This is a genomic window from Pseudomonas sp. F8002 (assembly GCF_013385495.1).
Taxonomy (GTDB): Bacteria; Pseudomonadota; Gammaproteobacteria; order Pseudomonadales; family Pseudomonadaceae; genus Aquipseudomonas.
In genome coordinates, this window is sequence record NZ_JACAPW010000006.1 from 58,030 (window position 1) to 71,575 (window position 13,546).

Genomic DNA, 13,546 nt, shown 5'->3' on the forward strand with positions numbered 1-13,546 from the left:
TGTTTTCGCTCTGGTCTTTGCTGTAGCTCTTAACACTCAAGCCGGCCGGGAGGCCGCTGTGCTCTTGCTTTTGATTTTGATCTTGCTCTGACTGCCCCAATAAGCCCGAGGCCGAACGCAGGTGGTGCGGAGCGGGTAAACCGGCAGGACGCCGGTTTAGCCGCCGGAGTGAGGGAACACCGAGCCTAAGCGAGGTGCCGACAGGCGGGGCAGAGCCCTTTGGTTACTTTGGGGCTTTTCCAAAGTGACTCGCTGTAAGAGCGAAACCATAGGCAGCCGTTACCCAAATAACGGATATGTACTCCGTAAAAAACCTCAGCGCACCAAGCTCAAATCCAACCGCCCATCACGCACCGGCGGACACCAGTAATACCCCCCAGTCAACGGCTTGCTAATGCGATACAACCCATCAACAATCCCATCCTCAAGCCCACTCATCCGCCGCAGTTGCGCTTCAAACGCATCAAACGAATGCCCAAACGCCAGGAACATCAACCCCGCCTGACCATTCTCGGCCCAAGGCATCGACCGCCGCACCACAAACGCCTCAGGGGTAAAACTCTCCTGAGCCGTACGCTTGGTGTGCGCCGACTCCGGCGCGTCCTCCAGCTCCTCGTTATCACCATGGCGCCGACCAATAATGTGGTCCCGCTCCAGAGCCGGCAACGCCGCAAACCCATCCAGATCATGCTGCCACTGCTGGATCGCCGCAAAGCTCGCACCACCCTGCGCCACCGCCGCATCCACCGCCGCATCATCATGCGGATTCTCAGTGCCATCCTCATAGTCGGTCAGATCAAACCCGGTCTTGTAGCGAAACCCCTCGGTCATCTGCACCAGACCAAACCCCGGCGCCAGGGCCTTCTCGAACGCCCGGCTGCGCAACAGCAACTCACCGCGATCCACACCGTGCAACCAGACCCACAGCGCCTGCTGGGTCGACGGATTCTCCGCCCCCGGCCCGCTCACATGAGGGAACGCCCGCAACCCGTCAATCCGGGCGCCAAGGGCATTGACCAGCGGCTCACCAAAACCGACCACCGCACTGGCGTCCACCAACTGCACCAGCGCATCCAGTGCGGCAGGCACGGCATCCAGCGACTCAATGGCAAAAAACAGATGGCGTGCCTGCAACGGCACCGGTGCGGCAAGAATGCCCGGCTGGTACTGACTCATGTGAACTCCTTCAAGAAAGCCGCGCAGTTTACCCGGCGAGCTCAAGGTTGTGCTCAAGGTTTTCCAAGGTTCGCGGGTTAATGCGTCTAGCCCTTGCCACACGGGGCGTTGATGGGTGAATCTCTAGTCACGTTTTGCAACCATTCCAGGGGTAGCGACATGACCACCGACAACCTGCTCGCCCAGCTGTTTCCCACTGCCGCCGAGATTCCCGAGCAATTCCGGCTCGCGGCGCCCATCGAACAACGTGATTACCTGGTCGGCGGCCAGTTGCATGTGTGGAACGGCCCTTTGGCCGAAGTACGCAGCCCGGTGCAGTTGCGCGGCACCGACGGTGACACGCCGGTGATCATCGGCAGCACCCCGCTGCTGGACGCCGACACCGCCTTGACCGCCCTCGACGCTGCCGTGGCCGCCTACGACCGTGGCCAGGGCGCGTGGCCGACCATGCGCGTGGTGGATCGCATCCAGCATGTCGAAGCGTTTTTGCGGCGTATGCGCGAACAGCGTGACGCAGTGGTCAAGCTGCTGATGTGGGAGATTGGCAAGAACCTCAAGGACTCGCAGAAAGAGTTCGACCGCACTTGCGACTACATCACCGACACCATCAACGCCCTCAAGGAACTCGACCGCCGCTCCAGCCGCTTCGAGCTGGAACAGGACACCCTGGGGCAGATCCGCCGGGTGCCGCTGGGCGTGGCACTGTGCATGGGCCCCTACAACTACCCGCTGAACGAGACCTTCACCACGCTGATCCCGGCGCTGATCATGGGCAACACCGTGGTGTTCAAGCCGGCCAAGCTCGGCGTGCTGCTGATTCGCCCGTTGCTGGAGGCGTTCCGCGACAGCTTCCCAGCCGGCGTGATCAACGTGATCTACGGTAGCGGTCGCGAGACGGTCAGCGCGCTGATGGCCAGCGGCAAGATCGATATCTTTGCGTTTATCGGCACCAACAAGGCCGCCAGCGATTTGAAGAAACTGCACCCGAAACCGCACCGGCTACGCGCGGCGTTGGGCCTGGATGCAAAGAATCCCGGGATCGTGCTGCCGCAGGTCGACCTGGACAATGCGGTCAACGAAGCTGTCACCGGTTCGCTCTCGTTCAACGGCCAGCGTTGCACCGCGTTGAAAATCCTGTTTGTGCATGAGGATGTGGTCGACAGCTTTATCGAGAAATTCAACCGCAAGCTGGCGACCCTCAAGCCTGGCATGCCGTGGGAAGACGGTGTGTCGCTGACGCCACTGCCCGAGCAGGGCAAGGTGGATTACCTCGGCGGCCTGGTGACCGACGCACTGGCCCACGGCGCCAAGGTGGTGAACGAGAATGGCGGCGCCAGCCGTGGCTCGTTTTTCTACCCGGCGGTGCTGTACCCGGTGAACCCGCAGATGCGCGTGTACCACGAGGAGCAGTTCGGTCCGGTGGTGCCGATCGTGCCTTACCGCGACCTGGAGACGGTGATCGACTACGTGCTGGAGTCGGACTTCGGCCAGCAACTGAGTATCTTCGGCACCAGCCCGAGGGAAGTCGGGCGCCTGGTGGACGCGTTCGCCAACCAGGTGGGCCGGATCAACATCAATGCCCAGTGCCAGCGCGGGCCGGACAGTTTCCCGTTCAACGGGCGCAAGAACTCGGCCGAGGGCACGCTGTCGGTACATGATGCGTTGCGGGTGTTTTCGATCCGTACCCTGGTGGCGACCAAGTTCCAGGCGAGCAACAAGGAACTGGTCAGTGACATCCTGCAGGAACGCACGTCGAGCTTTCTGACCACTGACTATATTTTCTGAGCCCGACACCGATCTAAAAATGTGGGAGCGGGCTTGCTCGCGAAAGCGGTGGTTCAGTCGCCGGATGTATTGACTGACACGCCGCCTTCGCGAGCAAGCCCGCTCCCACATTGGAACTGAGTGAAGCCTGAACAACGAGGTTACCCTGATACCAATGAATCTCCCTCTCTTCGCCCGCCGCTTGCTGCGTCCGTTGCTGGACCCGTATCGGCGCTACCGTCACGCCAAGTTGATCCACGCGGTGCGGGTTTCCATTGGGTTGCTCGCAACGATCCTGCTCACCACCGGCATCAACCTGCCCCATGGTGAGTGGGCCTCGGTGACGATGCTGATCGTGATCGGCGGTTTGCAGCACCACGGCAATATCGGCAAGAAAGCCGTCGAGCGCGCCTACGGCACGTTGATCGGCGCCAGCGTCGGTTTGCTGCTGGTGCTGCAACAGGCGTATCTGGGGCAGCCACTTTTGACCTATTTGCTGATGTCGGTGGTGTGCGGGTTCTTTTCCTATCACGCCATCGGCAAGGGCGGATACATCGCGTTGCTGTCAGCCATCACCGTATTTATCGTTGCGGGCCATGGCGATAATCCGATATCGGACGGGTTGTGGCGCACGGTCGACATCCTGATCGGCATCGTCCTGGCCCTGGCGTTTTCCTTCGCCCTGCCGCTGTATGCGGTGTATTCCTGGCGCTACAACCTGGCCAGTGCCTTGCGCGATTGCGCGGCGATTTATAGCCGGATCATCAGCGGCCAATCGGTCACCGATGATGAACACCTCAAGCTGCTGAATCGCCTGAACGCCGCGATGCTGCAACTACGCTCGCTGATGCCATCGGTGTCCAAGGAAGTGCGGATTTCCATGACCGAGCTGGACACCCTGCAGCGCCATTTGCGGATGTGCATCAGCACCCTGGAGATCCTCGGCAACACCCGCCCCGACCCACGGGACAAGGAAGCCCTGGCGCGCATGCAGGTGGCGTTGAAAGCCGAGCACCGGCAGATTCGGGTGCAGTTGATCGGGATGGCGCGGGCGTTGCAATCCGGGGCCACCGACCGGCTGGAACGTCCGAGCACCACGCCGACCCACGAACAGACCTTTGAAGTGCCGGTGGTCAACGCGTTGGACGGTTACCGGTTATTGACTCTGCAACTGGCAGCCAATATTGACGCCATGCGCCAGCGCCTGGCCAAGAGCGCCAGCCACTGGAAAATCTGATCAGCCCCGGTGCAGCGCCTGTATCAACAGCTGCTGCAACGCCTGTAACCGGGGCTCGGGGCTGTCCTCGGCAAAGCGCAACACGTTCGCCACTTCGGGCAGCGGCATCCGCTGGTCGAAGGGGCGATACACTTCCACGCGCTTGTCGAGATGGTCACTGCTGAGCAGGCCGATGCCCAACCCGGCGGCGATGGCCGATACCACACCCTCCACCGACCCGCATTCCACCACCACCTGCCAGCGAATGCCCAAGGCGCTCAGGCGTTCCTGGGCCAGTTGCCGGTAAAAACAGCCGGGGCCGAAGGTGATCAGCCGCACGCATTCGTCAGGCGCAGGCTGCCAGCCGCGCCGGGCGCACCAGTGCACCTGTTCGGTCCACAGCAATTGGTCCCGCGCTTCGATACGCGGGATGAAATCCTGGTGCAGCGCCAGGTCCAACTCACGGTCCACCAGGGCCTGGCGAAGCACGTGGCTCTGCTCCACCACAATTCGCACATCCAGCTGGCGGTGTTGCCGGGAAAACTGGCCGAGCAAGTTCGACAACTCGGCCATCGGCACCTGTTCGGTGGCGCCCAGGCGGATGGAGCCTTGTAACTGCACCGGGTTGAAATGCGCCAGCGCCGCGTCGTGGGCCTCGATGATGCGCCGGGCGTGGACGAGCAACTGCGCGCCATCATCACTGGCCACCAGGCGCTGGCCCTCGCGCTGGATCAACGGCCGCTCGAGTTGTTTCTCCAGGCGCTTGATCTTCCAGCTGACCGCCGACTGGCTGAGGTTCAAACGCTCGGCCGCCCGGGTGACACTACCGGTTTCGACCACAGTTTGCAGGGCACGCAGCACATCGATGGGCAGTCGCTGGTTCATGATCAGACCTATGACAAAAACAGGATTAGCAGAGATTAAGTTGTCATTGGCGTCATGACCAGCCGGGCTTTAGGGTAAAGCCTTAATCAACCGCGAGGACCTGTCATGACTGCCCTGCTTAACGAAACCGCACTGATCAACGGTTGGCGCATCGCCACTGGCCGCCATGGCGAGGGGCTGCCGGTGCTGTTGCTGCACGGCACGCCCGCCCATTCCATCATCTGGCGCAAGGTGGTGCCGCGTCTGACTGCCGCCGGCATGCAGGTCCATTTGTTTGACCTGTTGGGTTTCGGCGCTTCGGAGCGTCCACTCCAGGGGGATACTTCGGTGGCAGTGCAAAGCCGCTTGATCGGCGATTTGCTGGACCACTGGGGGCTCGAGCGCGTGCACCTGGTGGGCCATGACATCGGCGGCGTCAACGCGCTGCTGTTTGCCCTTGACCACCCGCAGCGGGTGCACTCATTGACGGTCGCCGACGCCCCCAGCTATGACTCGTGGCCATCGCCCACTTGGCGCGGGATTCATCAGCGGTTTGCCGAACATGCACGCATGGCACCGGATGAACACCGCGCGTTGATGATCCGACAACTGGCCATGGCGGTGTTCGACAAGAGCGTGATGCAGGGCGCGCTGCTGGAGGAATACCTGGCGCCGATCAGTGGCGTGATCGGTCAGCCAGCGTTCTACCAGCATCAGGTGGCGCATTACGACTCGCGGTATACCGCCGATTTTGCGCAGCGCCTGCCGGGCATGGATTTGCCGGTGCAGATTTTATGGGGCGCTGAAGATGAATGGCAGCCGCTGGCTTATGCACATCGCCTGCGAAACGACATTCATGGGGCCGTGCTGCAGGTGGTGGAAAACGCCGGGCACTTTCTGATGGAGGATGCGCCGGAACGGGTGAGTGAGTACCTTGTAGACTTTATCGGCCAGGTTCACAGTAAACGCTGACTGCCATTTGTCGGGATTACACAAGCCAATAGACTTCACACTTTCTCTTACATATTTTTCACGTTTTATTCACATCCAGAGACGTAGGGTAAAGCCTCATCCGTTACAAACGTTGTAGTTAAAAACCCGCCGCCCCAGCGGGTTTTTTTTGCCCGGGATTTGAGTGGCCACACGGTTTCTGGAGAGAGGAGTCGAAGCAAACCGGCTCATTGCGAGCCGGTCTTGATGGGTCAACGAGCCACCTTGTTGACAGGCGACGCCGCTTGCTCACGTATCGCGCGCTGGGTATCGAGCACCCGCGCCAGGGCCGTTTCGGCTTCAGGACTTTGCTGCGGCACACGAATCGCCGCCGACACCAGGGTAATCAGCTTGGCCATGACCTCGGCATCCGTGGCCGGGCGTCCCAGGCTCATGGAGTTCATCAGCAAACGCAGCTCGGTACCGGCCATCACCCCGGAGATCGCCTTGAGGGCAAATTGCAGGCGTACCCCCAGCTCGTTGCGCGGCAAGTCCGGAAGCGCCAGTGCGAAGGCTTCGAAGAAGCGCTGGAACACCGGCTGGTAATGCACCTTGAGGTATTCCTGGATAAACGGCGACGTGTCGCTGTACACCCGCCCCAGGAACCGGATGAATGAACGCCCTTCCCCGCTGGCCGGGTCGCTGCGTTCCAGGCCCATGGCCGGGGCGAACAGCACCCCGAGCAGGGTGTCGCAATCCAGCGGGCCGTCGGACTCGGCTTCGCACCGGGCGAGCAACTCCAGGCGCTGCTCGTTGAGTGGCTCCAGGCGCTGCATCAGCAGGGTTTTCATCAGGGAGTCCTTGTCCCCGAAGTGGTAATTCACCGCAGCGAGATTGACCTGGGCCCTCTCGGTTATCTGCCGCAACAAAACAGCGTCATAGCCGTATTTGATGAAAAGAGCCTCTGTCGCATCCAGCAATCGGGTCTTGGTAACGTTTGGAGCGCTGAGTTTCTTCGCGACCATAAGGATTGGAGTTCCACTGCGGAAATATTGTTTTAAAAATTAATTTGATTTTTTATACCGGGGCCGCTGCCTGAAAGCAAGTAGTGACACTGCGCCATACTATTCAAAGCCAACAGCAACGGGCTCGTTGAGGGTAGCTGATGGATTTTTCCGGCGCCTGAAACGCCCCTTTGAAGAATCGTTTCAAAGGGTAAAACCGCTCTATATCCATGGCTGGCGGAACGGCTGGATCGCGGTTAGTATTCAAACAATATTTTAAAAACAAGAAATAAAACCAGTCCGTGACGTGTACCAGGCAGCTCCTGAACTTGTTACAAGGATTTTCGGGGGAAGCACGGCGCTGTCGAGGCTGCAGGCGTAGTCATGATGACAGATACCCCCGCGCACCCAGGCTTTATCTCCTTGCAAGGCATCGGCAAAAGCTATCAGCTGGCCGGTCAACACCTGTCGATTCTCAATGATGTATGCCTGGCCATCGAAACCGGTGACAGCTGCGGCATCCTCGGCGCCTCCGGCTCCGGCAAAAGTACCCTGCTCAATATTCTCGGCCTGCTGGATTTGCCCGACTGCGGCCAGTACCGCTTTGCCGGCCATGACATCTTCAGCGCCAGCCCCGATCAACTGGCCGCGATCCGCAATCAGCAGATCGGTTTCGTCTTCCAGAGTTTCAACCTGCTGCCACGCCTCAGTGCCCTGGACAACGTCGCCCTGCCCCTGAGCTACCGCGGCGTGTCACGCCACGACTCGGTGGAACAGGCCCTTTGCATGCTCGACCAGGTGGGCCTGGCCGAGCGCGCCCACCATCGCCCGGCCGACCTTTCCGGCGGCCAGCGCCAACGGGTCGCCATCGCCCGGGCATTGGTCGGCAACCCGTCGGTGATCCTCGCCGACGAACCCACCGGCAACCTCGACAGCACCACCGCCCAGGAGATCATGGACCTGTTGCTGGCGCTCAACCGCGAGCAGCAGGTGACGCTGATCATCGTCACCCACGACCCGCACATTGCCGAACGCCTGAATCGCAAGATCCTGGTGCGCAATGGCGTGGTGCAAGAGGCCGGGCGCCTATGAGCCTGCGGGTCGAACAAAGCCTGAGCCAATTGCTGCACGAGGCGTTTGTCAGCCTGCGCACCCTGGGCAAGCGCTCGATCCTGGCCTTGCTGGGCATCGTCATCGGCAGTTCCTCGGTGGTGGCGCTGATCAATATCGGGCACAACGCCGCCGAAGACGCGGCGATGATTTTCAAGGACATGGGCACCGACACCCTGGTGGCGCAATTCCCGCCCAGGGGGGCCAGCACTGCGCAAATGCCCGCCAGCCTGGACCTGGAAGCCGTGCGCCGCAGCGTTCCCGGCATTGCCCATATCGGTACGGTCTCGCTGTTCAGCGGGCCGGTGGTGTTCCATGGCCGTACCTGGAACGCAAGCCTCGTTGGCAGTACGCCGGACCTCAAGGATGCCATGCGCCTGTCGGTGCGCGACGGGCGCTTCCTGTCGAGTTTCGATGCTGGGGAAACCTATGCGGTCGTCGGTGACCAGGTCGTCCAGGCCTTGAGCGTGCCCGGCGACCCGCTGCAACTGGGCGACCGGGTACGTATCAACGATTACCTGTTCCTGATCGTGGGCATTCTGCACAGCCAGCCCCGGGCAATGCTGATTCCCGTACAGGCCAACGAATCGCTGTTCGTCCCCGCCCCGGGCATGCGCCGGATCTACGCCAGCCCGCAAATCGGCAACGTGATCATCCGTGCCACCCCCGGCCAGGATATGGAACGCCTCGCCCAGGACTCAGCCGTGGCACTGCGAGCCCAGCTCACCGACCACGATGTCGACATTCAGGTACCCCAGCAAATGATCGATGGCATGACCCGCCAAAGCCGGACCTTCGCCTACCTGCTGCTGGCCCTGGGCGCGATCTCCCTGGTGGGCGGCGGCGTCGGCGTGATGAACGTGATGCTGATGAACGTCTCGGAACGGCGCCGGGAAATCGGGATTCGCATGGCCCTCGGGGCGCGCCAGCGCGACATTCGCAACCTGTTCCTGCTGGAAGCCGTGACCCTGACCGCCGTGGGTGCGGTATGCGGCGCGGTACTGGGCATGACCGCCGCGTACCTGTATGCCAGGCTGTCCGGCTGGCAGTTTTCCCTGGCGGTAGCCGCGCTGCCGCTCGGGGTCGGCAGCACGTTGCTGGTGGGGCTGTTTTTCGGAATCTATCCGGCGGTGTCGGCCTCGCGGCTGCAGCCGGTGGAGGCCCTGCGCGATGAATAAACGGCTGCTGTTGTTGACCGCCTTGGTAAGCCTGCACAGCGTGGCCGCCGACGTGGTGATTCGCCCCTCCGCACCCAGTACCACCCGCAGTGGCTATGAACGCAGCGTGTCGCTGAATGCCCAGTCCACCACCCTGACCCTGGGGGATGCGGTGTACCTGGGCCTGCGCAACAACCCGGCGATTCGCAGCGCGTACCTGCAACGGGTGGCGCAGAAATTCGACCTGCGGGTGGCTGAAGACACGTTCAACCCCAAGCTGACCCTGAACAGCTACTACCGCACGACCAAAGGCACTGAAGACAGCTCCCGCAACGCTAACCTCGCGCCCAATGCCACCTTGCTCGGTGAGTACGGCACGCGCCTGAGCATGAACTGGACCCAACAACTGAACAACGCCGATCGCGCCGGACGCTACCGCAGCGACGGCCTCGACCTGTCGCTGATCCAACCGCTGATGCGCGGTGCCGGCTGGGACGCCACCACCGCCCCGCTGCGCCTGTCACGCCTGTCGGAACAGGCCAACCGCCTGAACCTCAAGGCCAACGTGGCGCAAACCATCAGCAACATCATCGCCACCTACCGCGAGTTGCTGCGGGCCCAGGAACAACTGAGCATCGTGCAGGACGCCCTCAAGCGCTCCGGCACTTTGCTTGAAGTGAACAAGGCACTGATCAGTGCCGGGCGCATGGCCGAGTTCGAGATTGTGCAGACCGAAGCCGATATCGCCACCCAGCAACTGGGGGTGGAAGAAGCCCAGAACCAACTGGACACCAGCCGCCTGGCCCTGCTGCGCCTGCTGGCCCTCGACCTGTCGACACCGATCCGCGCCACCGAGGCCCTTGAAGCCAGGCCCATGGACATCGATAAACGCCAGGCTTTCGTGCTGGCGCAGAACCAGCAGCCGGAATACCTCGCCACCCTGCTCGGCAGCCAGCAGGCCGACCTCAACCTGGTGATCGCCAAGGACTCCGGCCGCTGGCAAGTGGACCTGGTGGCCGGTGCCAACCAGATTCGGGCCGCCACCAATGACGATAACGGCTACAACAGCAACCGGCGCTGGGACAGCTACGCGGGCGTGCAGGTGCAGATTCCCATCGGCGACATCAGCACTCGCCAGGCCGAGGTGCACGCGCGGGTCGATGTGGAAAACCAGGAGATCATCATCGCCGACGCCCGCCAGCAACTGGAGCGCGACGTCAACGATGTGGTGCGCGACCTGGGCACTCGCTGGCGCCAGTATGAAATTTCCCAGCGGGCGGTAGAGTTGTCCAAGCGCAAGATCGAAATCGAACGGGAAAAACTCAGCGCCGGGCGCTCCACGAACTTCCAGGTATTGAGTTTCGAAACCGACCTGCGCAACGCCGAGAACTCGCGGCTCAACGCGCTGATTGCCTATTTGAACGCCCAGACTCAGCTCGACTTGACCTTGGGCATGACGCTGGAAAGTTGGGAAATCGCCCTCAATGACTACTAATAAGAAGCGCCTGTTGGGCGCCGTGTTGATTGTGCTGGTGGCTGGCGTCGGCATTTCGCTGCTCAGCCGTCAAAGCCCGGCCGCCAACCAGCCCGGCAACGCCGAGCAGTGGCTGGCGGTGAAGGTCGACCCGCTGGTGCATCAGATCGGCCTGGTGGGCAAGATCGAGCCTGACACCACCATCACCCTCACCGCGCCGTTCGACGGTAATGTGCAGGCCAACCTGGTGGAACAGGGCCAGCGGGTCGAGGCCGGGCAGGTGCTGCTGCGCATGGACCCGGCCACCCTCGAAGTGCAACTGCGCGACGCCCTCTCCGCCCAGCTCAAGGCCCGGCGCACGGTGCAGGAAATGCAGGACTGGGACAGCGGCCAGCAAGTCGGGCGCGCCCGCCGCACCCTGCGCACTGCCGAAATGACCGCCAGCAACACCCAGCGCAAACTCACCGAAAGCGAAAACCTGTTCAAGCGCGGCATCATCCCGCGCAACGAACTCGACGACCTGAAACAGCAGGCCACCCAGCAACAACTCGACCTGACGGCCGCCCGCGCTGAGCTGCAACAGACAGTTGAACAAGGCAAGGGCGAATACCGGCAGATCGCCGATATGGAGCTGACCAACGCCACCGTGAAATATGACGCCCTGCATACCCTGCTCGACGGCAAGGAAGTCAAGGCCCCGTTCTCCGGCATTGTGGTGCCGGCGCCGGGCAGTAACTCATCGACCCAGGGCAGCGGGAGCAATAACGCGCCGGTGCAGGCCGGGAGCAAGGTCAACCAGGGCCAGGTGCTGTTTGGACTGGCGAACATCGAGAAACTGAAAATCGTCGCCAAGGTGTCGGAACTGGACATCAACCAGTTGCACCAGGGGCAGGCGGTGGAGGTGATGGGCGACGGGTTTGATGGGGAACGGCTGACGGGGTCGGTCAGCGTGGTCAGTGGCCTGGCGATTACCAGCGACAGCCAGGGTAGCGCGCAGTTTCCGGTGACCCTGTCGATTCCCAAGCTGACCCCGCAACAGTTGCAGCGGGTAAGGTTGGGGATGAGCGCGCGGTTGACCATTGTGACGTACAACAATGACCAGGCGATTGTCGTACCGGCCCAGGCGATCAGTCGCGGGGATGGGGTGATGACGGTGGAATATCGGGCAGCGATGGATAAACCGGTGGAGCGGGTGACGGTGACCACCGGGCAGTCGACGGCCCAGGGGGTTGAAGTGTTTGGGTTGAAGCCCGGGTTTGTGAAGGTCGGTCCATGAACCCGACCTGTAGGCGCTGGCTTGCCTGCGATAGCAATCTCTCAGTTGATAAAGATGCAGCTGACCCACCGCTATCGCAGGCAAGCCAGCTCCCACATTAGATTCAGAGGTGTGCCAACCTCGCGGCCAGCGCCTTGGCCTGAATCGCGACATCCGTCACTGCGGTACTTTCCCACCACATCCCGCGCAACGGCGGGCCCATGGCAAACAGCCGCTGGCTGACATTCCCGTGGGCATCCAGCACCGCCCCCGACACATCCGCCGCAATCCCCAACGCCAACGGCCCGGGCTGAATCAGCCCGCGCTTGAGCAACTGCCGGGGCAACGGCCGGGCCACGCGCCGCCAGTCATATTCAATCCCGCTGGAGTTGATCAGCGCCGCCCCCGACACCTGCACCACGTCCTGCTCTCCACGATGACGCAGGCGGATCGTCACCTCACCTTGCGAAGGCACCAGCCCCTTGTACGAAGCCGCCCGGATCCGCAGCCGCCCTTCCCCATGCAACCGCGCCACCAACTCGGCACTCAACGGCGGCGAACGGTGGTGGTGGCTTTCCCACCAGGGCCGCACATGCCGCACGAACTGACGTTTCTCGCCCTCGCTGGCCTGGCTCCACAACCGCCCGATGTTGGCACGCACGGTGTCCAGCGGCGCTTGCCAGTCAATCCCCTCCGCCAGCGCGAGCCGGCATTGGCGCCGCACCTCCCGCAGCAATTGCCGGGGGCTGCGAAGGCTGTGGTCTTCTCCCAGGAAGTCGACCCAGCCCGGCGGCTGCCGACGGACATGGGGCAACAGGCCGTGGCGCGAAAAAATCTCGATGGGCCCGCGATGACCGGCCTGTTCCAGGGACACCACGGCGTCCACCATGGTCAGCCCGGAACCGATGATCAGCACGGTGGATTGCGGGTCCAGTTGGGTCATGGCCGGTACATCCCACGGGTCGACGGCAGCGGCATTCAAGCCGCTGGATTCGGTCTGTGGCGTGCGTGCCGCCGGGAACATGCCAGTGGCCAATACCGCACAGGCACCGCGCAGTTGCTGGCCGTCGCTCAAGGTCAGCCGCGTGGCGTGTTCATCCACCTCAAGGTCTGTCACCTCGGCGCGAATGTGCTCGACGGTCGACGCGGAAATCGCCTTGGCCTCGGCCAGCCGCTGCTGCGCGTACAGGCCAAAAATCCCGCGGGGCGGAAACAGTTCGCTGATGGGCACGTGCTGCTGGTCCGACTCGGGCCAGCCGCCGCCGGCAATGTAGGCGGTCAGCCACTGGGTCAGGTCATCCGCGTTGTCCGGGTCGACGCTCATGCGCGCGGCATTGCCGTTCAAGGTGTGCCCAAGCTCTACCGCACTGTAGGCCTCGCCGCGCCCCAGTTCCTGGCGCGGCTCGATCACCAGGATCTGCCGCGTGCCCGGCAGGCGCAGCAACTGCACCGCCAGCATCGTCCCGCTGAGGCCGCCGCCGACAATCAGCACATCGGCGTTGCGAATGGCGCTCGTCGCCTGTCCGCGTTCGGTTTCACTCATGAAATTGCGCCCTTACTGTCTGCCTGAATGGTTGTGGTAAAAATCGCCCCGTG

The 13,546-nt window shown here is 62.3% G+C and carries 11 protein-coding genes; 7 read left to right on the plus strand and 4 right to left on the minus strand.

From position 1 onward, the window contains the following. Nucleotides 1-315 precede the first annotated feature (315 nt). Nucleotides 316-1,176 carry a Dyp-type peroxidase gene (locus HX811_RS07230; protein WP_177045366.1) on the minus strand — a complete coding sequence of 287 codons (861 nt, stop codon included), beginning with the start codon at nt 1,174-1,176 and terminating at the stop codon, nt 316-318. 159 nt (nt 1,177-1,335) lie between these two features. Here HX811_RS07230 and HX811_RS07235 point away from each other — a divergent pair, with 159 nt between their 5' ends. Together HX811_RS07235 and HX811_RS07240 are read left to right on the plus strand one after the other, a co-directional pair. Next, nucleotides 1,336-2,961, plus strand: a complete 1,626-nt coding sequence (locus HX811_RS07235) for an NADP-dependent glyceraldehyde-3-phosphate dehydrogenase (protein WP_102369501.1) — start codon at nt 1,336-1,338, stop codon at nt 2,959-2,961. A 154-nt stretch (nt 2,962-3,115) separates the two neighbouring features. Then, on the plus strand, nt 3,116-4,177 hold the full coding sequence (locus tag HX811_RS07240; protein WP_003211716.1) for an FUSC family protein: 1,062 nt from the start codon (nt 3,116-3,118) through the stop codon (nt 4,175-4,177). Here the strand turns inward: HX811_RS07240 and HX811_RS07245 are convergent, their stop codons facing one another. Continuing rightward, a complete protein-coding gene (locus HX811_RS07245) occupies nt 4,178-5,041 on the minus strand; it encodes a LysR family transcriptional regulator (protein ID WP_177045368.1) in 864 nt (287 codons plus the stop codon). 105 nt (nt 5,042-5,146) lie between these two features. Between HX811_RS07245 and HX811_RS07250 the strand changes: the two genes are divergently transcribed. Next, nucleotides 5,147-5,992: an alpha/beta fold hydrolase gene (locus HX811_RS07250; RefSeq protein ID WP_177045369.1), complete on the plus strand. Its 846-nt coding sequence runs from the start codon at nt 5,147-5,149 to the stop codon at nt 5,990-5,992. Nucleotides 5,993-6,222: 230 nt separating this feature from the next. Here the strand turns inward: HX811_RS07250 and HX811_RS07255 are convergent, their stop codons facing one another. Further along, a complete protein-coding gene (locus HX811_RS07255) occupies nt 6,223-6,975 on the minus strand; it encodes a TetR/AcrR family transcriptional regulator (protein WP_003211721.1) in 753 nt (250 codons plus the stop codon). Between the two features lie 363 nt (nt 6,976-7,338). Here HX811_RS07255 and HX811_RS07260 point away from each other — a divergent pair, with 363 nt between their 5' ends. The 4 genes from HX811_RS07260 to HX811_RS07275 are packed head-to-tail and all read left to right on the plus strand — an operon-like array spanning nt 7,339 to nt 11,971. Beyond that, the gene (locus HX811_RS07260) at nt 7,339-8,046 is read left to right on the plus strand and encodes an ABC transporter ATP-binding protein (RefSeq protein ID WP_177045370.1); all 708 of its coding nucleotides are present in this window, start codon (nt 7,339-7,341) and stop codon (nt 8,044-8,046) included. Next, nucleotides 8,043-9,242, plus strand: coding sequence for an ABC transporter permease (locus tag HX811_RS07265; protein ID WP_177045371.1), 1,200 nt, complete (start codon nt 8,043-8,045; stop codon nt 9,240-9,242). The genes HX811_RS07260 and HX811_RS07265 overlap by 4 nt, the downstream gene beginning before the upstream one ends. Further along, on the plus strand, nt 9,235-10,716 hold the full coding sequence (locus tag HX811_RS07270; protein ID WP_008432459.1) for a TolC family protein: 1,482 nt from the start codon (nt 9,235-9,237) through the stop codon (nt 10,714-10,716). The genes HX811_RS07265 and HX811_RS07270 overlap by 8 nt, the downstream gene beginning before the upstream one ends. Further along, nucleotides 10,706-11,971: an efflux RND transporter periplasmic adaptor subunit gene (locus tag HX811_RS07275; protein ID WP_177045372.1), complete on the plus strand. Its 1,266-nt coding sequence runs from the start codon at nt 10,706-10,708 to the stop codon at nt 11,969-11,971. Before HX811_RS07270 ends, HX811_RS07275 begins: the two co-directional genes overlap by 11 nt. Nucleotides 11,972-12,074: 103 nt before the next feature. Here HX811_RS07275 and HX811_RS07280 read toward each other — a convergent pair whose 3' ends face one another. Further along, nucleotides 12,075-13,493, minus strand: coding sequence for an FAD/NAD(P)-binding protein (locus HX811_RS07280; RefSeq protein WP_177045373.1), 1,419 nt, complete (start codon nt 13,491-13,493; stop codon nt 12,075-12,077). Nucleotides 13,494-13,546 lie beyond the last annotated feature (53 nt).